This is a genomic window from Nodularia harveyana UHCC-0300 (assembly GCF_034931085.1).
Lineage (GTDB): Bacteria > Cyanobacteriota > Cyanobacteriia > Cyanobacteriales > Nostocaceae > Nodularia > Nodularia harveyana.
Genome location: NZ_JAYGHG010000050.1, coordinates 1 through 23337, shown reverse-complemented (window position 1 = coordinate 23337; position 23337 = coordinate 1). Strand labels below are relative to the sequence as shown.

Here is a 23337-nt window from a genome sequence, read left to right as displayed (position 1 = left end):
TTGACACGGAAAATATGTTAGCTACTTTCCTAATTGAGATGTTTTTCTCAAGATGTGCTGCAACTATTTTTTCTCTAAGATCGACAGAGTATGACTTCATTTAAAAATATTTATATTTTAATCTAGTATACCTCATTACAGACGTAAGTGCTGTAAGGCACGTCCACGGGTCATATTAGGCTTTTTGGTGGCAACCTGCATTTTTTCGGCTACTGGTGCGCCTGATGGCTCAAATATAATTATTTGCACATTTGGCAGTTGGGCAAAAGCTGATTCTATCAGGGGCTTGACTTCTAGCCAATTTAAGCCACCGTTGCCACATCCTAACGGGGGAATGGCAATTGAGGTAATTCCTAATTTTTGTATCTCTGCAACTAAAGCCACCAATCCAGTTTTAATATCTTCTATTTTGGATTTGCTTTTCCAGTGGCGTTTAGTGGGGAAGTTAATGATGTATCTGGGATTAAATAGGCTACCGGTGGAGACGGTAAACATCTTTCCTGGTTCCACTTCTCCTGCACGACAGGCTTTTTCATATTGACGGAAGTTTTCGGGATAGGCTTGTTTAAATTGCAGGGCAATACCTTTACCCATGACACCGACATTATTCACGGTGTTAACTAGGGCTTCGGCTTTTTCTTCTAGTAGGTTGCCTTGCTTAAATTCCATCATCTCCCTTAACTGGCTATATCTGGCTATATATATTTAGTATAATTTTGAGTCTATCTCAAAACTTTTAATAATACCATTCAGAGTAAACCTTAACAGGGGTCTGAATGTTAATTTTTTGTAATATTTCTTTAACTTGTGTTTGAATTATGGTGTTAATAACACCAATTTCTTCAATGAGTCCCCAGGGTAAAAATTGATGTACTAAAAACTCGGCTTGTCGTCGGCGTTTTCTGTCCCCGTCTTCTGCTGTATCATTCCAAAATTTAGCTTGCATAATTTCCGAGTCAATCACGTTATCTGCATACAAATATTCAATTTCGTCAAAAAAAGCTGTATATACCATAGCGGCGTGTCCGTTTCTTGGAGTGCTTAGTAAGTTATTTATCTAAAGCCAGCAGTCGGATTTGAACCGACGACCTTCCGATTACAAGTCGGATGCACTACCACTGTGCTATGCTGGCGGATTTGGCTGTTTTTTCAAAGCACCAAACGATTTACAATCATAGCATGAATAAATTATTTGTCTATACCCAAGGGCAAAAAAAACTTTATCGGCTCAACTCACGGCTACAAGCCCCATCCACCAGAAAAAATTGTAATTTTAATTACTCGTAAACTTGGTAAATTAAATATACACAGCAAAAACCAATTCAAATACTGGGCTGGATGCCAAAATCTTGAGTACAGCTTTCACACTGTACTTTTTTTGATCCAGCTAGGTAAAGGAACAGACATTGATTATTGTTCTTTATAAACCGGAAGCATGGCAGCGTTAATAGGAAGAGATTTATTAAGCCTAGCGGACTTCAGTCCCCAGGAACTTCAAGAACTCCTGCAACTAGCAACCCAACTAAAATCACAACAGTTGCAGTTGCATTGCAATAAGGTGTTGGGTTTGTTGTTCCATAAAGCCTCAACTCGCACAAGAGTTAGTTTTACAGTAGCAATGTATCAATTGGGCGGACAGGTAATTGATCTCAATCCCAATGTCACCCAAGTTAGTCGTGGGGAACCTTTGCAGGATACCGCACGGGTATTAGATCGATATTTAGATGTTTTGGCAATTCGCACCTTTGCACAGCAAGATTTGGAAACTTTTGCCAGTTATGCCAAGATTCCTGTAATTAATGCCCTTACAGATTTAGAGCATCCTTGTCAGATATTAGCTGATTTATTGACGATTCAAGAATGCTTTGGGAAGGTGGAAGGCTTAACTTTGACCTACGTTGGTGATGGTAACAATGTCGCTAATTCTCTGATGCTGGGCTGCGCTTTAGCAGGAATGAATGTCCGAATTGCCACCCCTGAAGGATATGAACCTAATTTGGCTATTGTAGAACAAGCACGGGCGATTGCATCTGATAAAACCGAAGTTCTGTTAACTCATGACCCAGAATTAGCTGCTAAGGGGTCTGCTGTACTTTACACTGATGTTTGGGCTAGTATGGGGCAAGAAACAGAAGCAGATAATCGCCTACCAGTTTTCCAGCCTTACCAAATTTCTGAACAGTTATTAACTCTTGCTGAACCAGAGGCAATTGTTTTACACTGCTTACCAGCCCATCGTGGCGAAGAAATTACCGAAGCAGTTTTAGAAGGTTCTCAATCACGAGTTTGGCAACAAGCCGAAAATCGCTTACACGCCCAAAAAGCTTTACTGGCTAGTCTTTTAGGTGCAGAGTAAATATTTATCGGGCAGAAGTTAAGAAAATAATCTTGCTTTTGCCTTTCATATTTTTACTTTCATCTTGTTATTTGGGATTTTTTGTAGTACTAATGTTCTAGATACATTTGTATTTTTTCCCAACAAATTTATGGAACGTCTCACAGAAGCTCAACAAGAATTATACAATTGGTTGGTTGAATATATTCGCACTCACCAGTATTCTCCTTCAATTCGCCAAATGATGACAGGAATGAAGCTGAAATCACCAGCACCTATTCAAAGTCGTTTAGAGCATTTACGTACTAAAGGTTATATTGATTGGAATGAGGGTAAGGCGCGAACAATTCGGATTCTGCATCCTGTTAAGCAAGGTATTCCCATTTTAGGCACAATTGCGGCTGGTGGTTTAATAGAACCTTTTACTGATGCTATAGATCATTTAGACTTTTCTCATATTTCTCTCCCTCCCGAAAGCTACGGTCTACGGGTAGCTGGTGATAGCATGATTGAAGATTTAATTGCTGATGGAGATTTGGTGTTTCTGCATCCAGTGTTAGAACCAGATCAATTAAAAAATGGGACTATTGTAGCTGCTAGAGTAGATGGATACGGTACTACTTTAAAGCGTTTTTATCGCCAAGGCGATCGCATTACTCTCAAACCTGCCAATCCTAAGTATAAACCCATCGAAGTCCTCGCTACACAAGTACAAGTTCAGGGTTCACTCGTGGGAGTTTGGCGCGGTTATTAATTGGGGAGTAGGGAGTGGGGAGTAGGGAGTAGAGGAAAAGATTGTGATTTCTCAATGACTAATAACTGATGACTAATTATTTAGTGCAGAAACAATCTACTTTTAAACTAAAATTGCCATCTGTTAGGGAAGGTAAGGCAAATTATCAAATTCGTCAGCCATTACCAGGATGTCCTATTATGCCTGTATCTCTGCAATTACGGCCATATCAGCAACAGGCTATTACTAGCTGGTTTGCTAACAATGGTAGAGGGACGCTCAAAATGGCTACTGGTAGTGGTAAAACTATTACAGCTTTAGCGATCGCCTGTGAATTATATCAGCAAATAAATTTACAATTGTTGTTGGTAATCTGTCCTTATCGTCATCTTGTCACTCAATGGGCGCGAGAATGTCAAAAGTTTAACTTACAGCCCATCTTAGCTTTCGAGAATTTACGCACTTGGCAAAGTCAACTGTCTACGCAACTATATAATCTGCGTTCCGGTTCCCAAAATTTTATCACCGTTATCACTACCAATTTCACATTAATTAGTGATGGGTTTCAGTCTCAACTCAAGTATTTTCCCCCCAAAACCTTAATTATTGGTGATGAAGCCCATAATTTAGGCGCACCGAAGTTAGAGGAAAATTTACCCCGTCGGGTGGGGTTGCGTCTGGGTTTATCAGCGACACCAGAAAGATATTTTGATGATGATGGAACTCAATCGTTATTTGATTACTTTGGCGCAGTTCTTCAACCGGAATTTACCTTAAGGGATGCGATCGCCCAAGGAGCTTTGGTACATTATTTATATCATCCCATATTAGTAGAATTAACCCCAGCCGAAAGTATCGCCTATTTAAAATTAACCAAAAAAATCGGACGCTCTCTACTATATAGACAAGGAGAAAATCGCCCACCGGGAAACTTGGAAGATCACCAAGACTTAAAGCCCTTATTAATGCAACGCGCCAGATTAATCGGCACAGCAGAAAATAAACTAACCGCTTTGCGAGAATTAATGACAACTCGCCGAGAAAGCACCCACACACTATTCTATTGCAGCGATGGTTCCCAAGAAGCTGGACAGCGTTCATCCTTGCGTCAACTCAAAGCCGTAGCCAAAATTCTCGGTGTAGACTTAGGCTATAAAGTCAACACCTACACTGCACACACACCTTTAAAAGAACGAGAAACCTTACGTCATCAATTTGAAAGTGGCGAATTACAAGGTTTAGTCGCAATTCGGTGTTTAGACGAAGGCGTTGATATTCCCGCCATTCAAACCGCCGTCATCTTATCAAGTTCTGGAAATCCACGCCAGTTCATTCAGCGTCGAGGACGAGTTTTGCGCCCTCACATCGGGAAACAACGCGCCACCATCTTTGACATGATTGTTTTACCACCAGATTTAGATAGAGAAACCATCGAAATAGAACGTAATCTCTTAAAGAAAGAGTTACGTCGCTTTGTCGAATTTGCAGACTTAGCCGATAACGCCGGACAAGCGAGAATCAAATTACTAGACCTACAGAAGCGTTATGGGTTATTAGATATTTGATAAAATCCAAAACTCCATTTCACCTTCTAGTTTACTCCCTTCAAAAAATTAAATGTAAAGTTTTGTAATACGTTTAGTTATAAACGGCAGACAATATGGGAAGATAAGATTGTAATTAATTATAATGGGATGTAATTTGCCTTAAAAATTTTAGTTGCATCCCATTATAATAAAAATCTACCTTTAGATTACCAGAACTCACCTCCAAAATCAACCCTTTCTACTGCACAAACTGAAAATATCTTTGAATATGTCAATGTAGTAGTTGCAGCAGTTAAAATGTAAAAACACCTACAGAAAAGCCTGAAATGCTCCCAGAGTCAAACATTGAGGATGTGCAGGAACCAATTAGCAGTGCGCCGCCAGAAGTACGGCAAATTATTGAGCGAGTTTGGAAGTTAGAAAAAGGCAGACTAGATAAAAAAATCAACAGCCATATTAACGAAGAGATATTAGATATTGTTAAGGAAGAAGTGCGATGAAGCTGACTTCAATCAAGCTGTGCAACTTTCGCTCCTTTTATGGAACAACCCCAGAAATTATCCTCGCTGTGGGAGATACTCTCAACACCACAATTATTCATGGCAATAATGGTTCTGGTAAAACCAGTTTACTCAATGCCTTTACCTGGGTATTATATGAAAAATTTAGTGCTGCTTTCGCCTCGACAGAACAGCTAGTAAATAAACGGTCAATAGCCGAAACCCAAAAAGGTCAACCTGTGGAATGTTGGGTCGAAATAGGCTGGGAACATGAAGGTAAACGCTACAAAGTAAAACGTTCCTGTCGGGTTTATAAAAATGAAAGTGACTTTGAAGCTGGGAAAACCGAGTTACGGATGTGGGTAGGTGAAGACGATGGTCAATGGTATTTCCCACCACAACAACCAGACGATATTATTAATCAGATTTTACCTGCAAGTTTACATCAATATTTTTTCTTCGACGGTGAACGCATAGAAGAGATAGTACGTTCCGACAAAAAAGCCGAAATTGCCGAAGCGACTAAGATTTTCTTGGGTGTGGAAGTAATTAACCGTTCTATCAGACATTTGGGTGAAGCAAAAAAAAGTTTAGAAACCGAATTAAAAGCTATTGGTGATGCAGAAACCAAACAACTGCTAAAACAGCAAGAGACACGAGAACAAGACAGTGAACGCCTCACCACCCGCCAAACAGAAATTAAACAAGAATTAGTCAATCAACAAACCATTAAAAAAGAAACAAGTAACCGTTTATTAGAACTGGTTAAAATCAAAGAATTACAAGACAGATGGCAAAATTTAGAATCACAGAAAGTCGAAAGTCAGGAAGCATTCAAGAAAAATAAAGAAACCCTCAAAAAAATAATCTCTACCAGGGGTTACACAGTATTGCTTTCGGAAACTACCTCACAATTTCGGCAAATTATTGATGATTTAAAACAGCGCGGCGAATTGACTTCGGGAATTTCGCGGGAATTTGTCAGTGAATTATTAAAATCCCAGCGCTGTATTTGTGGCGCAGACTTAAGCAGAGGTAATCATCATCATCACAATGTCGAAACCTGGCTAGATAAAGCAGGTTCGTCCGCAGTGGAAGAAACAGCTATTCGCATGGGTGTACAAGTAGATGAAATTGATAAACAAGCTGCGGATTTTTGGGAAGATATTGACAGAGAACAAGCCAGAATTAAGCAGTTAAAGGACACTATATCCCAAGTTGAGGGAGAGTTAGATAATATTCAAGAAAAACTGCGAAAAGATGATAATGAAGAGATTAGCAGTTTACAAAAACGTTTAGATGACATAGCTAATAACATTGATGAGTTAAATCGAGAACATGGTGCAAATGAAAAGGAACTTATCTATTTAAAAACAGAAATTGATGCTTTAGGTAAACAAATATCTAAGCAGAAAATGAATGAGGAAAAGCAAATATTAGCACAACGCCGCATTGATGCAACTCAAGATGCAATTCAACGGTTAACAGAAGTCAAAAATCGCCAAGAGAAACAATTTCGTTTGCAACTAGAAAGGCGTGTACAAGAGATATTTAATCAGCTTTCGGTTAAACCATATATTCCCCAAATTAGCGAAAAATATGAATTGACGTTAATAGAAAATACTGCGGGGATAGAAGCACCAGTTGCAGCTTCTACGGGAGAAAACCAAATTCTGAGTTTATCTTTTATTGCCAGTATTATAGATAAGGTGCGGGAATGGAGTCAAAGGCGTAAAATGATGATGCTTCCTGATAGTAGCACTTTTCCTATTGTCATGGATTCCCCTTTTGGTAGTTTGGATGAAATGTCACGGCGACATATAGCGGGGACAATTCCTAAATTAGCTAATCAATTAATTGTGTTAGTTTCTAAAACCCAATGGCGTGGTGAAGTTGCAGAGGAAATGGCGGAGAGAATTGGTAGGGAGTATGTGCTTACTTATTATTCTTCTAAACCAGATTGTGAAAAAGATTATATTCAGTTAGGAGGGGAAAGATATCCTTTAGTTAGGCAAAGTCCTAATGGTTTTGAGTATACGGAAATTATTGAAGTGGTTCGTGGTTAATTAGGGGGAGTGTTTCACGCAAAGGCGCAAAGGCGCAAAGAGAAGAGGTAGAGTTAAGATGGGTGATGATTGGGAGTTGACGAACCACAGAGGCGCAGAGGTCACAGAGAAGAGAGAGGAATGGGCGATCGCATCTAGTTTTCGGTTAAAATGCAAACAATATAGATATCATTAGGCAATTTGACTAAGGTCAGGTAAACCAATACTGATGCGATAACCCAGGAGATATTGCAGCTTTTTATGTCTCTGTGAGCCAATAAAATTGATATCCTTGTAAGGTAATACGACCATCAGATTGCTCTGGTTTCATACCACTATATAAATCAACAAAATTACTATAAATATTGAAGCCCATAGTTCTAAGTGACTCTAAATACAAGTCTTGCGGATTTACATCAAAGTTGGCGATGACTAGCACTTTTTCTGATGGACGTTGATGATTGAAACGAACAAAACAGACTAAGTGTTCATTGTCTAGGTGTACCAATTCGCGGTTATTGAAATCAGCAAATGCAGAGATTTCTTTACGAATGGCAATCATTTTTTTTGTAGCGTTGAATACTGTGTATTCTAATGTGCCTTGTTGTTTGCGTAAGTCGGCTTTTTCCCAATTAATTTTAGGGCGGTGTACCCAGCGATTGTCATCAGTTTTGCTTGGGTCATTAATATAGCTGTAATCATTGAGTACAGCGATCGCATCACCATTATAAATTAGAGGGATTCCGCCAAAAGATAGTATAATTGCGTGCATTAATAAAATTCTGTTAATTGCCAGGGCAATCAAATCCTCATCAGCAGTTTCCAGGGCTGACTCTAATCCCGCTAAAGAAGCTAGTGAACCACAAATACGGGCATCTCCGGTAGCTTCATTAGGCATGAAGACCATTCCCCTAGATGAAGATCCATCAAACTTACCGCTTAAGTAATCAACTAAAAATTTTCTATGCGCTCTTGGTTCGTAACCGGCTAAACGAATATCACTATCGTCAAAACCCAAACCAATGTCATCATGACAACGCACATAGTTTAGCCAAGTAGCACGTTCTAATTTATTAGGTAAACTTTTTATGCCTTGGTAGAGTAGCTTAGTGTTTTTAGTGGCGATTCCATCCCATATTAAAGCCATTAAAGTAGCATTATAAGCAATCTCACATTCTTTGGCGGCGATCGCATCCTCTCCGAAATACTTAATTACTTCTACAGGCGCAACAATCGCCTCAGCTATAAACAACACACCAGGCGCACTCACCTGACAACAATCTTTCATTAACTGCAAAATTAAATGTGCGTTGCGCTCGTTTTGGCAAGAAGTACCGATCTTTTTCCATAAAAACGCCACAGCATCGAGTCGCAGAACATCCACACCTTGATTTGCCCAAAACATAATAATGTCGAGCATTTCAATAAAAACTCTGGGATTACTGTAATTTAAATCCCATTGATAATTATGGAAAACCGTCATGACCCATTTTTCCATCTCAGCATCCCAGGTAAAATTGCTGGGGTCTGTCTCAGGAAAAACTTCTGGCATACTTTGCTCAAACATATCAGGGATATCTCGGTTTTCAAAAGTATAGTAGTAATCTTGAAAACTGCGATCGCCCATCTTCGCTTTTTGCGCCCATTCATGTTCATCAGAAGTATGGTTAAGCACAATGTCCAGAACCAGCAAAATATCACGCTTTCTGAACTCCCTAGCAATTTTGCGAATATCTTCTAAGTCACCAACGCGCTCGTCAATTTGTCTAAAATCACTGATGGCATACCCCCCATCACTTTGACCATTAGGACACATCAAAATCGGCATAATGTGTACCATATTGATGCCTAGCTCTTGAAAATAGCCAATTTTATTTTCTAAATCTGCAAGATTTTCTGCAAAACCGTTGGAATAAAGCGCCATCCCTACCCATTTTTGCGACAAAAACCAATTGTGGTCTTGTTCACGTTGAATATCCAACCGCTCTAACTCTGGAGAGCGATCAATATAGCCTTTCGCCATTGTTTCAACTAGCCGTAACATTTGCAGTTGAAAATCATCACGATGTCCGTACAGCGTGGAAAATAGCGAATGGATAGCGTAAAAGTTCGCCCCAAGACGGGTATAAAAATGTCGCAAATCTTGCCGACGAATTTCCGGCTTTAAATCATCCAGTATTGAATTTAACAGCGAGTGAGAAATTTGTTCGTACATCGTATTTATCTTAAATTACAGTGAACTACCTACAGGCAGAGTGAGCCTACGGACACGCTACTAGTAAGCTTCTTGCCCAATAGAAAGTGTAGTAGTGGTTTTCTTGTGTCCAACCTGACTCCGACTTACATCATTGCATCATCATCAACACCATAAATCAAACTCGCATCTATGTTTTGTTGTTTAAACTGAATACTAATACACTTTTACCGAAGAGGCAGAGGGGAAGGCAAGCTGAATTACCCGTACAGGTTAGGGAAATTACAGAAGTGGTTTTTTATCTATGGTTGCTTTGTTTACAAGTAGAGGGTGAGAGAAAAATACGGAGGCGCGGAGGACACGGAAAGGAAATGGAAAGAGGCGATCGCTTCTAATTTTCGGTTAAAATAGTCACAATATAGATATCATTATCATGGCTGCAAACAGAATCAGGGTTGCTAAAGATAAGGCTGAGTTAGTGAAACAGTTAGTAGCATCAAAAGACACAACAGGGCCTTTTCAAACTTATGTTGAAGTAATGGTATTTGCCGCAGCTTTAGGTGTGAAAAATAACAAGCGTGTTACTCTAGGCGAATTTACAAAAAGGGAACCTTCACCCATTCCACAAGAAAATTTTGCTTCTCTAGGACATGACCTGATTATCAAATTATTAGGAATAACTGAAACCAAAGATATACAAATACTTTCTTCTAGAGAAGAAGAGTATGAAGACCAACGTAGCCAAATATTTGAAGAGTATGCTAATGGAGGTCTGGAAATTTTACAAAACGAGTTACGAGGAGCAGTTAATTATTCAGATCAATTGTTATTAGTTTTAATTTCTGAAAAAGATGCTCAAAAGCAGTCGGACGAAGAAATTTATCTCAGTAGCTTTTTAAGTTGAACTATTTTTTATATGAAACCTCAAAATGAAAACTTTAGAATATTATCGTCAAAAATTTTCTCAATTAAATGTAAGCGTTAGCCGGAAGTTTGGTAATGCTTTATATAAACCTATATTACTTTTATCTGTAGTTGACTTAATTACCAGAGGTATCATTAATGATAATAAAATCATGGTTTCAGACGAATTAATTGTAACATTCACAAATTACTGGAATGTTATAGGATCTGCATATCACAAAGGTGGTTTACATTATCCTTTCTACCATTTAAAAAATGAAGGATTTTGGTATTTAGCGTTTACACCTCAATTTAATGGGTTGCGTCCAAAAACGACTAAAAAACTCAAAGAAACTGTTGAATATGCTTATTTAGATATTGAATTATTTAACTTTCTCCAAGATGAAACTTACCGAAAATATTTAATTGATGCACTTGTGGTAGCCTTCTTTTCCGAGAATGAAAGTGATATAGAAGTTATTTTGAAAATCAATAATACTTTTGATGAGCAAACTGTAGAAATAGAAAAATTACTTAAATCTGATAATGCAGATTATGAGCGAAGATGGCAGTTAAAGCGAGCAGCAATTAGAAACGCTTTTTTCAGAAAAGCTATTGTATATGTTTATGATTCTAGGTGTGCTTTTTGTGGACTGAAAGTAACTAAAGCCATAAATCAAAATATTATTGATGGCGCACATATTAAACCATTTTCCCAATTCTATGACAGCAGAATCCATAACGGAATAGCACTGTGTAAAAATCATCATTGGGCATTTGACCGTGGTTGGTTTACCATAGATGAGCAATACAAAATTCTAGTTAGCCAAGAATTGGCAGAAGTTTCCCCCAATGCTAAACCGATGAAAGATTTTCACGGTGAAAAAATACTTCTACCAAATACAGAGCAATACTTTCCAGAACTAGAAGCACTTCAATGGCATCGCCAAAATATATTTCAAACCTAATTACAGCACTGGTGGAAGTCCTACTTGCTTGGGTTCGACAAATTGACCATCAAAACCTATAGTTTTATTTTCTATAGTTCTCGCATCAGCTAAAGCTTTACGCAGTTCAGCACGTTCCATTTGATCCTGAACTCCACCCAGAATATAAATGAGTAACTTGGCTGCTAATTCCCTTCCAGAAACCTGCACCCGCTTTTTATTGGGGTCATACAGAACGCCATACCATAAAGATTGTGGATACTCCATACCACTCAAACCACCTTGCTGGTCGAACTTCCGCAACTTCTTGAAAATGTTTGCTAATGTAAAACCTTTTTGAAAAACCAAGATTCCCAACGCTTGGGCTAAAGCCACTTGAGCAACAGGACGGAAAAGCAGATTTCCTTCTCCCCCATCTTTTTCAAAACTAAAGCGTCGTAAAGCTGGGGTGTCTTCTTCATCCAGCAGCTTATAACTGGGAAGGCTGGCTAAATGATCAAATAAATTGCTAAATTCAGAAATTCCTTCCTCAAGTTCTTCATCCTCTGGACGCATGGGAATTAAGCCTTTTTCCAGGGGTTTCCAGTGAGGGAATTTTTGCCCCAAATAGCGCTCACACATATCATGGAGAGCTTGCAGGGTGGTTAAAACAGTAGAATTAGATGCTACTGTCCCACTATTCCAATTAACACGAGGATTGCGGTCTTGTTGTTGTTCCAAAAGGGGATGAGTAACTGCTATTTTTCTCGCCACAATTGCAAAACCATCATCCTCATTTAGCTGTGCTAACTGACCTTTAGTTAAGGGTGCAGCCATTAAGTTAACATGAACAAAGATGGATCTCACCCTTCTTCTGGCTTCGGTGCGAGTTTCCCCAGCCGCAACCGCACAGATAAATTCAATTCCTATTTTTTCTTTGGGTAAGCTTTGTAAGTAATCAAGGTCTACTTGGTACTTATCTCTCAAATCATCTAAGGTAATAAAGTTATCGTCAGCAGTTTTATCTTTTTTATAGCGCTGCAATTTGCGAGTTTTGATTAACTCCATCAACCCTTGTACGCTCATGAGTCGGTGTTGACCATCCAAAGCATAAATTGTCACATTATCTTCAGAAATATTCAGCAGACCAACCTTACCATCTTTATCTAAAGGGCTGAAATCAGTGGTAGATTTTAAAGCTTTTCCCTGACTATCCCATTCAGCCGCTTTGGGGTTATCTACCCAGGGTTGATTAATTACTACCAGTACAGGTGGGAATTTGTGACTTTTCCGCGCTGCTAAATACTGTACTAGGGGTGCTTGGCGTGTCCAGTCAATGGGACGTTGCTGAATTTCATCAATGCTATCTGCATCAATTTCGATGTTACCAGTTTCTGGATTGTACTTTTTTTCAAGTAAGGGCAAACCAGAGGCGAAGTGAACACGACCAGCCAACCATTCCAGGGTAACAGAACCAACAAAAGCCTCAGTACCACCCATCTCGGTTTTTTGGACTAAAATTTGGTCTTTCTTCCCCAGGAACTTCTCTAGCAGTAAGGCAAGTACCTGTTTATCTTTGTTTTCTCGTTCCAGATACTCTTGAGCGATGTCAGCAGTTTTATCTGATACATTCTTCTTCATGTTAATTTTTAAAAACTAAATAGTGTTAGGATAGTCAAATTGTCTAAAAATTGAGTAAAAGTAGTAAAGTTTTTAAAAAAAATTGCACTCACATAGGTAAATTTTGCCTGTATACCAGTTAGTTTTATTCACTGGGATAGTAGAAATAATTAAATCACGCCCATATTGTTAAAGATAGAGACATTATGACTACAGCACAACAACCAGAAAATAAAGTTCCGCAAACACGTACTGTAGCAGAGTTAGTGGACTATATCCAAGTTCTCACCACTGAAATACAAGAATTATATTGTTTAGACGAGATACCTTGGGTTGTGGGGTATTCGGGGGGTAAGGACAGCACAGCGACCTTACAGCTTATCTGGAACGCAATACAGGAACTTCCACCAGAAAAACGGATTAAACCAATTCATGTAATTACAACTGATACAGGTGTCGAGAATCCTTATGTTGCTACTTGGGTACGTAACTCATTAGAACAAATGAAAGTAGCGGCTCAAGAGCAAAAAATGCCCATAAAACCGCATTTATTGAAACCAGAGACTAAACAGAGTTACTGGGTAGGTTTGATGGGTAAAGGCTACCCAGCACCACGTCACAAATTCCGTTGGTGTACCGGAAGATTGAAAATTGACCCTTCTAACCATTTCATTCGTGATGTTGTTCGGGCTAGCGGTGAAACAATTGTAGTCTTAGGAACTCGCAAAACTGAAAGTACGAATCGTGCGGCTATTATGGCCAAGCGTGAAATTGGTAGAGTCCGAGAGCGCCTTAGTCCTCATCCCAGCCTTGTTAACTCACTGCTTTATACTCCCATTGAAGATTGGCGTACTGATGAAGTTTGGCTGTATTTGATGCAATGGTCAAATCCTTGGGAATACAGCAACAAAGACTTATTTGCTATGTATCGAGGTGCAACAGCAGATAATGAATGTCCTTTAGTAGTTGATACTTCTACTCCTAGTTGTGGTAGCTCTCGTTTTGGATGCTGGGTCTGCACATTAGTTAATAGTGATAAGTCTATGCAAGCCATGATCCAAAATGATGAAGAGAAAGAATGGTTGCAACCTCTGATTGATATTCGTTTAGAAGAATTAAATATTGACCAAGACCGAAGTAAGCGAGACTTCCGCCGCATTTGGGGAGAAGTTCAACTATTTGAGCGCAACTTGGAGGGGGAAGTTTCTATTGAACCAATACCAGGACCCTACGTTAAATCTTGGCGAGAACATTTGTTAAGAAAGTTACTAGAAGCACAAACTAAAATCAGGCGTACAGCACCAGAAAATATGCGCGACATTACGCTAATAAGTCCAGAGGAACTTAGCGAAATTCGTCGTATTTGGTTAGAAGAAAAGCACGAATTTGATGATAGTTTACCCCGCATTTATCAAGAAGTGACTGGTGAAGTATTCAAAGATCCCCGTCCTGGTGCTGGCTATAGCCTATTGGGTAGCGATGAATGGGAAGTGCTAGAGGAAATTTGTGGCGATGATGCTATGCACTTAGAATTGATGTCTAAGCTGTTAGATACGGAACGCCAGTACAGGAAAAAAGGTCGTCGGGTGGGAATATATGACAGTTTAGAAAAATGTTTTGTCACTAGTTCCCATTCTCCAGAGGAAGCGATTAAAAATGCTCATTTGAAACGGGATTTAAAAACAGCCGTTGACCAAGGTGATGTGAAGAAAGTTAAGCAGTTGACTTTGGGCGATGCGGTGGATGAAAGCGACGACGCAAGGGATAAACCGCCAAGTTGGGGAAGCATGAAATTTAAAAAGAGTTAAGGAGAAATGAATATTGATTATAAAATTCCGGGTAAATTCATTCGCCCGGTCTTATTCGCCCGGTATTGTCCCGTTAAAAATTCAAAGATAAATGATATTTCTCGAACTCGTATTACAAAACTTTGGCCCTTATTGTGGTCGTCAGGTGATCAATCTTGACCCGAAAATTGATGAGGAAAATGCCTATCCGATTATCCTCTTAGGTGGGATGAATGGGGGCGGAAAAACTACCCTGATGGATGCAATTCGCCTAGCATTATATGGTCATCGCGCCCAATGTTCTACCCGTGGTAACTTGAGTTATAATGACTTTCTCAACCAATGCGTTAATAGTCACAGTTCACCAACGGAAGATACTCGGATTGAGTTGGTTTTTGAACATATTGAAAATGACCAACCAGTAAAGTATAGAGTTGTCCGTCGTTGGACAAAAAACCCTAAAGATGGTAAAGACCAATTAGGAATTTTAGATGCTCAAGAATGGCTGGATACGGCTTTAGTTAATATTTGGGATGAATATATAGAAAATCTCCTACCTTTAGGGATTTCTAATTTGTTTTTATTTGATGGTGAACAAGTTAAGGAACTCGCAGAACAAGAAACACCGCCATCGATTGTAGTTGATGCAATTCGCGGACTTTTGGGTTTAGAATTAGCTGAAAGGTTAGGCGGTGATTTAGAAATTATCATCAACCGCAAACGTAAAGAAATTGCTGATACTCAGGATTTAGCTAATTTGGAGGAAATTGAACGAGAATTAAAGCTACAACAAGAGGAATATCAGGAAGTTGAGGTTAAATTTAAGGAACTCACTGATAATTTATTGTTAGCGGAAAAAAAGCAGCAGGAAGCTGTGGATAAGTTTATCTCTGAGGGTGGTAAAATTGCAGGCGATCGCAGTTATTTAGAAAAACAAAAAAATCAAATAATTGGGGAGTCAGAGAATACCCGTCAATCTATGCGGGGTTTAGCTGCTGATATTTTACCTTTAGCTTTAATTGAACCTTTGCTAAATCAAGCTTATATCCAGGGAGAAAAAGAATTTCGGACTCAACAAGCCAAGGTAGCATATAATTTATTATTACAACGAGATCAACGTTTAATTGAATTAATTAATAAATTAGGCATTGCTGATCAACAAGTTGAGAAAATGCAAAAATTTATTGAAGAAGAAAATAATATACTCAAGCAGGATACCTTGGGAGAAGTTTGGTTATCGTCTGACACGGAAACACTGCATCATTTAGATAATATTATTCATCATTATTTACCCCATACAAAAAATACTACTCAAAATCAGTTAGAACTATACCAAACTAAAGAAGAAGAAGTTATTACCCTAGAAAGACAAATTCAAACAGCAGCATCTCCAGAAGATTATCAAAGGCTGGTAGATGAATTACAAACCGCACAACAAGAAGTTGTAGAAGCGCAAGCAGTTTGTGAAATAGCTAAACGGGATTTAAATGAATTAGAAACTCAAATTAATACTACGAAAAAAACCTTAGAAAAATATACAGAAACTAATATTGACCGCAAATATAACGAGCATATTATTACAGCAACGGCTAAGGTTCAAGATACACTCAAACTTTTTCGGGAGAAATTGACTCTCCGTAAACTGAATAAACTAGAAGTGGAAGTTACAGAATGTTTCCGCTACCTACTGCACAAATCTGATTTAGTCCATCGTGTGGCTATTCATACCGATAGCTTTAGCCTATCTCTGTATGACTTTAATGGTAAAGCAGTACCGAAACATCGACTTTCCGCCGGGGAAAAGCAACTTTTGGCGATCGCCTTTCTCTGGGGACTAGCGCGAGTATCTGGACACCGCTTACCTGTAGCCATAGATACGCCTCTGGGGAGATTAGATTCATCCCACCGGGGAAACCTTGTAGAACGATACTTTCCATCTGCTAGCCATCAAGTAATACTGTTGTCTACTGATACTGAAATCGGTAAGCAAGAAGTAGAAACACTAAGAAATAATCAGGCGATCGCCCGCGAATATCTCCTGCAATACGACTCCTCCACCCGCCAAACTACAATCATAGAAAATAAATATTTTTGGTAGTAGATGTTGTTTAAAATAATAGATATCTCACTCACAGGTCAAAATAGCTAGTTAAATATGATGTCATCAAATTTACGAGAAATAGAACGTGATTTAAGTGGTTTTTCATTAGAAGAACTAGAATGGCTTTTAGAACGTATCCAAAAACAAATGAAAGAAAAGCAGCAAACATCAGATATATTTATCAATATGAAATATATGCAGGAACAACTAGCTGCAATGGCTATTGATCCAGATATACAAACAGAAGTATCCAATATTAATCAGGAATTTATTGTTACCGAAATGGATGGTTTATCACAGCCGTGAATATCGAAAGAGGGCAAATTTATTTTGTTAATCTTAATCCGGTCATAGGTCGAGAACAGTCAGGGACAAGACCTGTATTAGTTTTATCTGTAGACGCTATTAACCAATTACCCTTGGTTGTAACTGTAGTTGTAGGGACGAAAGGCACAAATATTAAGCGCGATTATCCCACTAATATTAGAGTATCTCCCAGTGACAGTGGACTGCTGATAGAAACTGTATTTTTATGTTTTCAAATTCGGTCTTTAGATCAAAATCGCTTTCCGACTGAATCAACTGGCAAAATTTCTGATTCAAAGATGCTTGAAGTTGAAGCGGCGGTTCGCTACTGTTTGGGTTTATGACTCAAGTAAAAATTAATATTATGGAATTATTATGGAATCCCCTATCGAAAGAATTAAACTCTCTCAAACAGCCAAAGACCAACTATTAAAACTCAGACGTACTACAAAAATTGACCAGTGGAACATTTTATGTCGTTGGGCTTTTTGTCGTTCCCTCGCTGAAGCAACTGCACCCTCACCCGTACCAATTCCCCAAGATAGCAACGTGGAAATGACTTGGCGCGTATTTGGCGGCGAAATATCCGATATCCTCCTCCTCGCCCTCACACAACGCTGTCACAACGACGGCTATCCCATTGATAAAGACAGCCTCATTACCCAATTTCGCCTGCATTTACATCGAGGGATTGGTTACTTAGCTGGTGATCCAAATATCAAGAAAATTGAAGATTTAATCCAACTAGCGCTAAAAGATTGAAAGGATATTAGTTAACTGTTAACTGTTGACTGTTAACTGATATGGCTGAATCTTTAGAAATCGAGCGTCATCGAGCTGCGATCGCTCGTAATGATATCTCTCGCCCCGTGCGTTTAGCAATAGAATGGGCAATTCTCAATACAGAAACCTCCTTCTTTGATTATGGTTGTGGCTACGGTGGTGATGTACAGCGAGTCGGGAATTTAGGCTATACCAGTGCTGGCTGGGACCCTTATTATTTCCCGAATGAAACCATTACCCCCGCCGATATAGTCAATTTGGGTTATGTCCTCAACGTCATTGAAGACCAAGAGGAACGCCGCCAAAGTCTCATCGACGCTTGGGAATTGACTCAACAAGTGTTAATTGTGGCGGCGCAAGTATTAATTAATGCCCCTAGTAAAGCTCAACTGGCTTACAGCGATGGTATTGTGACTCGTCGTAATACCTTTCAAAAATATTACGAACAACAAGAACTGAAGACTTATATTAATGAAGTTCTGAATGTCGATGCAGTCCCGGTAGCTTTGGGTGTGTATTTTGTCTTTCGGGATGACACCGCAAAGGAAAACTTTAAAGCCATCCGCTTCTTTTCTAGCACTGCTACACCGAGGGTGCGTGTCCCCAGCAAGCGGTTTGAGGACTACCAAGAGCAATTACAACCACTGATGGACTTTTTTACCAAACGGGGCAGATTACCTGTGAAAGGTGAATTAGTAAATCAAACAGAATTGCTGAGTGAATTTGGTAACTTCCGCCGGGCTTTTAACGTAATTTTACAAGCTACCGATGAGGCAGAATGGGATGCGATCGCCTATCGTCGTTCCCTAGATATCCAAGTATATCTCGCTCTCAGCCACTTTGATCAACGTCCCACATGGCAAAAACTAGCCCCAGAAATGCGTCACGACATCAAAGCCTTTTTTGGTAGCTATGCAGAAGCCTGTCAAGTAGCTGACCAAAAGCTGTTCAGTTTAGGTAATCCCAAAGTAGTACAAACTGCTTGTGAAAAAAGCAAAATTGGTAAACATACACGGGGCGCACTTTACGTTCATGTTTCCGCACTCCCAGCCCTTGACCCCTTATTACGAATTTATGAAAGCTGTGCTAGCCGCACCATTGGCCGTGTAGATGGAGCCACATTAATCAAATACAATATCGACAAACCGCAAATATCCTATTTATTCTACCCAGATTTTGACAGTGATCCCCATCCCGCCTTAAAAGCCAGCATCACCATTGACTTAAAAACTTTATACATAACTCATCGTGATTATGCAGAGAGGGCTAATCCACCAATTCTGCATCGCAAAGAAAACTTTATCACTGCCAACTACCCCCGCTATGAGGAATTTGCTCAACTCACCCAACAAGAACAACAACTAGGACTACTAAAGCAGAAAAGTGAAATTGGCACTCGTGCAGGTTGGGAAAAATGCCTCGCTGCAAACGGCGTAAAAATCATCGGTCATCAAATTCACCAACTTAAAAAAAATTAACTTCCCTACTCATACCTCCGTGTACTCTGTGTCCTCTGTGGTTCGTTCAATCCCCACCCCCGCCTATATAGCAGGGAGCAGGGGAGCAGCACTTCGGCTTACTTCGACTTCGCTCAGTACAAGCCGCTCAGTGTCCGGGAGCAGGGGGAAGCCTTGAAACTCTTTAATTACAATGGTTTTATGATCCGTTTGTGTCCTAACCACCTTAGCGGTTGCTATAAAACCTGAGCAACTTTTTATCTATGCGTAGAATATGACAACAGTTATGGCAATATGACTGCAATCTAAAAAATTATGGAAAAAGCTGGATAACATGAAACCAGTTAAATCACTGCTGCAAGTTTTCGGTAGTCGCAAAATGGCGACTTTGACATTAATCGGGTTTTCCTCCGGTTTACCATTATTCTTAACCAGTAAAACCCTGCAAGCTTGGATGACGGTGGAAGAAGTAGATTTAACCGCCATTGGGTTAATTAGCCTTGTGGGTCTACCCTACTCCTTAAAATTTATCTGGTCGCCATTAATAGATAGATTTACAGTACCAATTTTAGGTAGGCGGCGAGGCTGGTTAATTACACTGCAAATTGGGTTATTAATTGCGATCGCCCTCATGGCTTTTCAGCAACCCAAACAAGCACTACAATTATTAGCGGTGAATGCCGTGGCGATCGCCTTTTTAAGCGCCAGTCAAGACATTGCAGCCGATGCTTACCGCACCGATGTTCTCGAAGAACTAGAATTGGGGGCGGGTGCAGCCGTTTTCGTCTTAGGTTATCGGATAGCACTTTTATTCACAGGATCTTTAGCATTGATCCTCGCCGATATTGTACCTTGGCCATCAGTTTACCTATTCATGGCTTTAGGTATGGTGATCGGAATTATTGCCACCTTATTTGCACCGGAACCCAAGGAAACCACCCCACCCGAATCCTTAGCTGCTGCTGTAATTTTACCCTTTGGGGAATTTTTCCAGCGCCAGGGTGTAGTCCAAGCCATATTAATCCTCGTATTTATTGTCCTGTATAAACTGGGCGATTCCTTTGTCAACAATATGTCTACAACCTTTTTGTTGCAAACTGGATTCACCCAAACTGACATCGGCGCAATTCAAGGTGGTATGGGGCTAATCGCTACCATTGTTGGCACTCTATCAGGTGGCGTAATTTTGAGTAAAATTGGGATTAATCGCTCACTTTGGTTATTTGGGGCTTTGCAGGCCGTGAGTAATTTAGCTTATTATGTTCTCGCTAACGTAGGTCAAAATTACAAAGCTCTAGTATTAACAATCAACATCGAAAACTTTTGTGGTGGCTTAGGAACAGCAGCCTTTGTAGCTTTTCTGATGAATATGTGCAACCAGCGCTTTTCGGCTACCCAATATGCTTTATTATCCAGTTTTATGGCTGTTAGTCGTGATATTCTAGTTGCGCCAGCTGGCAGTGTAGTAAAAATCACAGGTTGGCCTTTATTTTTCATTATTAGTATGGTCGCTGCTATCCCAGGACTACTTCTGTTACCATTTTTTGCCCCTTGGAACCCGAAACCAGTGGCAATACCCAGACCAGGACTAGAGGAAGAAGAAGAGGATTTATGGGGAACCAAGTAGTTATTATTGTCGGCACATTTATTCTCTTAATCACCGGCTTGTTATTCGGCTATGTTCTCTCGCAGTTAGTTTTAGGATTTCTCGCCTTTAACCTACTCACTATCTTGGGAACATTCAGCCTATTTTTGATTTTTTGCACACTTTGTTATGTTTTATTTTGGCAGCTAAAAAGAGAACAACCGCAGATAGTCCCACAGTCAAGACAACAGCAAGCCCGGACACAACTTACCCCGCCAACACCTGCACCTGCAATACCTACACCTACACCTACACCGCCAACACCTGCACCTGCACCTGCAATACCTGATGACCAGCTTAAAAACCAACTAATTACCAAGTTAGGAGGTGATGTTGCTGCCGCCGAGCGCTTAATTGAACAGGCTAAGGTGAACTATCCAGATATGTCAGAAAGTTGGTATTGCGAGCGAGTCATTGATGATTTGGAACGGGATCAACGTTAACCATGCTTAAAAGTCGGTAGAATAAGTCAAGGAAAGTTAATAAATCTTCAGCTAAACTCTCAAATAAACAGCCCATGTCTATAATTCGTCAATACATTGCCCCATTTCTGGCAATATTAGTATTCTCATTAGCCCTAGTAGCAGTCAGCGCCCGGATTTTTTTACCCTCTGATATGGCAGCACCTGCACCCATTGAAGAAAATGGCGAAATAGGACAATGGGAAACTGGGGATTTAGGAACTTTGGTTTCTTTCTCCTGGCTAACTCTGGAAAAATAGGAATGGAAACGGAGTTTGTCTGAGCAACTGCTACCCGGTTACTATATTCGTCGTGGTTCCACGCTGGAGCGATCGCTGCTAGTCAAGTTTATGCAGCAAACTTACCAGGAACTATTTCCCCAGCAGGATTTTCATCACTTAGCTACCACAGTCGAGCAATATTTATCCCCAGATACACCATTATGGTGGGTAGAGTCTGGGGATGAAGGTGATTCCCCCCAAGTTCCCGTTGCTTGTGTCTGGGTAGGAAATGCCATAGATCAAATCCAGGGCGATCGCCATGCTCACATTTTTCTACTCTATGTCGTCCCAGCACATCGGCGGCGAGGAGTAGGTACAGCTTTGATGAAGTATGTGGAAAATTGGGCAATTCACAGAGGCGATCGCCAAATTGGTCTGCAAGTTTTCCCATCCAACCCAGCCGCCTTACATCTTTACAATCACTTAGGTTATCAAACCCAATCCCTCTGGATGCTAAAATCACTTAATAGCTATAAATAAGCTTATATATCAACCATTTGCTGCCCTGATATAAACATCACTTCAGGGTTTCCTTTTTTACGTATCAATTAGGTTATTTAAAAACCTACTCGCGCATTTATACGAAATATGTATGACAAAGAAGACCTAAACTTACTTGATGTCGAGGTGGAACTAGAAAGTCCCCTGGACAATATAGAACCTCTCAGTCCTGCATCTGAACTACCAAAGCCCGATCCAGAAGCGATGCTGACTTTATTGTCAGATCATCAACCCCAGAAACGGATGCTAGCCGCTCGTGCTTTTTGTGACATTGAAGATACACGGGCTACACCCCATTTAATTCGCCTGTTAACTGATACCTGTCCCCTCGTGCGAGTCAGTGCAGCCTATGGTATTGGACGCAATCCCAGCCCCGAAGCAGTGGAACCCTTAATTACTCAGTTGGAACAAGACTGGAATGGCTACGTGCGTAAAGGTGTAGTTTGGGCTTTAGGAAACTGCCGCGATCGCCGTTCTCTTGCCCCCCTAACCGATGCCCTCAGAACTGACATCTCCGCAGTCCGTTTATGGTCTGCTAGTGCCTTAGCGCAGATGATAGACGTAAGTTATGAAGCTGTTGTGGGAGCCATACCCGCCCTAATTGAAGCCTTAGTCCAAGATTCAGTAGCAGCAGTCCGCAGTAACAGCGCCTGGACAATTGGGCAATTGTGCCGGGAATTGCCATCTAACATAGTTTACGCCACAGCCGTCGATGCTCTAATTCAAGCCTTTGCAGAAGACCAAGATTTAGGAGTCCGCGAAGACGCTAAAGCCTCACTCTTAGGCGTAGGTGATCCTCGTGGTTTACAGTTAATTGAAACCCTAGAACAAGAAGGATGGTTTTTATAAAAAAATACCAGATGCTGGATGCGTAATTCTGAATTTCCTTCCTTCTTGCTTTGTGTACTTTGCGTCCTTTGTGGTTAGTTTCTCCTATAATTCAAGGCATCCTCATCAAGAACTGGTATTAATTAGTTTTACTGCTGATATTTTTTATCTGAAAAATATCTAGTTGGGATCTTGAAATGACATGAGACTTGTTTATTATGCAACTTAAATGGCGATCGCTTAGAGTTGGGAATTTTGGTTCTTCCGGTATTTTTATGGTGACTATGGAAATTTAGTAACTTTTAATAACTATAATTTAGTGATGTCAATGCCTATAATATAAGCTATGCAAGCATTTAAAAAATATTTAACATGGTTGTATTA

22 protein-coding genes and 1 tRNA gene are annotated in these 23337 nt (G+C 40.0%); 18 read left to right on the top strand and 5 right to left on the bottom strand.

Annotated elements, in window-relative coordinates; translation table 11 throughout:
- Positions 1-135: 135 nt before the first annotated feature.
- From darG to VB620_RS20130, 3 genes are all read right to left on the bottom strand, one after another.
- Positions 136-672: a type II toxin-antitoxin system antitoxin DNA ADP-ribosyl glycohydrolase DarG gene (gene darG, locus VB620_RS20140; protein WP_323197933.1), complete on the bottom strand. Its 537-nt coding sequence runs from the start codon at positions 670-672 to the stop codon at positions 136-138.
- Between the two features lie 64 nt (positions 673-736).
- Positions 737-1057 carry a DarT ssDNA thymidine ADP-ribosyltransferase family protein gene (locus tag VB620_RS20135; protein WP_323197934.1) on the bottom strand — a complete coding sequence of 107 codons (321 nt, stop codon included), beginning with the start codon at positions 1055-1057 and terminating at the stop codon, positions 737-739.
- A gap of 4 nt (positions 1058-1061) precedes the next feature.
- A tRNA-Thr gene (locus tag VB620_RS20130) sits at positions 1062-1133 on the bottom strand.
- A 302-nt stretch (positions 1134-1435) separates the two neighbouring features.
- On the opposite strand from VB620_RS20130, the gene argF reads away from it, so the two are divergent.
- The 5 genes from argF to VB620_RS20105 all read left to right on the top strand — a co-directional run bounded on the left by argF (position 1436) and on the right by VB620_RS20105 (position 7181).
- Positions 1436-2356 carry an ornithine carbamoyltransferase gene (gene argF / locus VB620_RS20125; RefSeq protein WP_323197932.1) on the top strand — a complete coding sequence of 307 codons (921 nt, stop codon included), beginning with the start codon at positions 1436-1438 and terminating at the stop codon, positions 2354-2356.
- Between the two features lie 130 nt (positions 2357-2486).
- Positions 2487-3089, top strand: a complete 603-nt coding sequence (gene lexA, locus VB620_RS20120) for a transcriptional repressor LexA (RefSeq protein ID WP_323197931.1) — start codon at positions 2487-2489, stop codon at positions 3087-3089.
- A 68-nt stretch (positions 3090-3157) separates the two neighbouring features.
- On the top strand, positions 3158-4633 hold the full coding sequence (locus VB620_RS20115; protein WP_323197930.1) for a DNA phosphorothioation system restriction enzyme: 1476 nt from the start codon (positions 3158-3160) through the stop codon (positions 4631-4633).
- Between the two features lie 308 nt (positions 4634-4941).
- Positions 4942-5115 carry a hypothetical protein gene (locus VB620_RS20110; RefSeq protein ID WP_323197929.1) on the top strand — a complete coding sequence of 58 codons (174 nt, stop codon included), beginning with the start codon at positions 4942-4944 and terminating at the stop codon, positions 5113-5115.
- The gene (locus VB620_RS20105) at positions 5112-7181 is read left to right on the top strand and encodes an AAA family ATPase (RefSeq protein ID WP_323197928.1); all 2070 of its coding nucleotides are present in this window, start codon (positions 5112-5114) and stop codon (positions 7179-7181) included. The genes VB620_RS20110 and VB620_RS20105 overlap by 4 nt, the downstream gene beginning before the upstream one ends.
- Before the next feature lie 238 nt (positions 7182-7419).
- Here the strand turns inward: VB620_RS20105 and VB620_RS20100 are convergent, their stop codons facing one another.
- Positions 7420-9375, bottom strand: a complete 1956-nt coding sequence (locus VB620_RS20100) for an alpha-amylase family glycosyl hydrolase (RefSeq protein WP_323197927.1) — start codon at positions 9373-9375, stop codon at positions 7420-7422.
- Between the two features lie 412 nt (positions 9376-9787).
- Between VB620_RS20100 and VB620_RS20095 the strand changes: the two genes are divergently transcribed.
- Complete coding sequence (locus VB620_RS20095) at positions 9788-10258, top strand: DNA phosphorothioation-associated protein 4 (RefSeq protein WP_323197926.1); 471 nt, start codon at positions 9788-9790, stop codon at positions 10256-10258.
- 25 nt (positions 10259-10283) lie between these two features.
- Positions 10284-11225 (top strand): HNH endonuclease, encoded by a 942-nt coding sequence (locus VB620_RS20090; RefSeq protein WP_323197925.1) that lies wholly within the window; start codon positions 10284-10286, stop codon positions 11223-11225.
- Here the strand turns inward: VB620_RS20090 and VB620_RS20085 are convergent, their stop codons facing one another.
- The gene (locus tag VB620_RS20085; RefSeq protein WP_323197924.1) at positions 11226-12824 is read right to left on the bottom strand and encodes a DGQHR domain-containing protein; all 1599 of its coding nucleotides are present in this window, start codon (positions 12822-12824) and stop codon (positions 11226-11228) included.
- A 185-nt stretch (positions 12825-13009) separates the two neighbouring features.
- Here VB620_RS20085 and dndC point away from each other — a divergent pair, with 185 nt between their 5' ends.
- The 11 genes from dndC (at position 13010) to VB620_RS20030 (ending at position 22974) form a co-directional block, all read left to right on the top strand.
- Positions 13010-14611, top strand: a complete 1602-nt coding sequence (gene dndC / locus VB620_RS20080; RefSeq protein WP_323197923.1) for a DNA phosphorothioation system sulfurtransferase DndC — start codon at positions 13010-13012, stop codon at positions 14609-14611.
- Between the two features lie 91 nt (positions 14612-14702).
- Positions 14703-16688, top strand: coding sequence for a DNA sulfur modification protein DndD (gene dndD / locus VB620_RS20075; protein WP_323197922.1), 1986 nt, complete (start codon positions 14703-14705; stop codon positions 16686-16688).
- Between the two features lie 57 nt (positions 16689-16745).
- Positions 16746-16997, top strand: coding sequence for a hypothetical protein (locus VB620_RS20070; protein WP_323197921.1), 252 nt, complete (start codon positions 16746-16748; stop codon positions 16995-16997).
- On the top strand, positions 16994-17341 hold the full coding sequence (locus VB620_RS20065; RefSeq protein WP_323197920.1) for a type II toxin-antitoxin system PemK/MazF family toxin: 348 nt from the start codon (positions 16994-16996) through the stop codon (positions 17339-17341). The genes VB620_RS20070 and VB620_RS20065 overlap by 4 nt, the downstream gene beginning before the upstream one ends.
- Before the next feature lie 31 nt (positions 17342-17372).
- On the top strand, positions 17373-17759 hold the full coding sequence (gene dndE, locus VB620_RS20060; protein WP_323197919.1) for a DNA sulfur modification protein DndE: 387 nt from the start codon (positions 17373-17375) through the stop codon (positions 17757-17759).
- A gap of 41 nt (positions 17760-17800) precedes the next feature.
- Positions 17801-19258, top strand: coding sequence for a DNA phosphorothioation-associated putative methyltransferase (locus VB620_RS20055; protein WP_323197918.1), 1458 nt, complete (start codon positions 17801-17803; stop codon positions 19256-19258).
- Positions 19259-19571: 313 nt separating this feature from the next.
- Positions 19572-20864, top strand: a complete 1293-nt coding sequence (locus tag VB620_RS20050) for an AmpG family muropeptide MFS transporter (protein WP_323197917.1) — start codon at positions 19572-19574, stop codon at positions 20862-20864.
- Positions 20849-21325, top strand: a complete 477-nt coding sequence (locus VB620_RS20045; protein WP_323197916.1) for an ABC transporter permease — start codon at positions 20849-20851, stop codon at positions 21323-21325. Before VB620_RS20050 ends, VB620_RS20045 begins: the two co-directional genes overlap by 16 nt.
- 74 nt (positions 21326-21399) lie before the next feature.
- Complete coding sequence (locus VB620_RS20040; protein WP_323197915.1) at positions 21400-21603, top strand: hypothetical protein; 204 nt, start codon at positions 21400-21402, stop codon at positions 21601-21603.
- 90 nt (positions 21604-21693) lie between these two features.
- Entirely contained in the window at positions 21694-22104 is a 411-nt protein-coding gene (locus tag VB620_RS20035; protein WP_407674276.1) for a GNAT family N-acetyltransferase, read from the top strand.
- Between the two features lie 108 nt (positions 22105-22212).
- A complete protein-coding gene (locus tag VB620_RS20030; protein ID WP_323197913.1) occupies positions 22213-22974 on the top strand; it encodes a HEAT repeat domain-containing protein in 762 nt (253 codons plus the stop codon).
- The last annotated feature ends 363 nt before the right edge of the window (positions 22975-23337 follow it).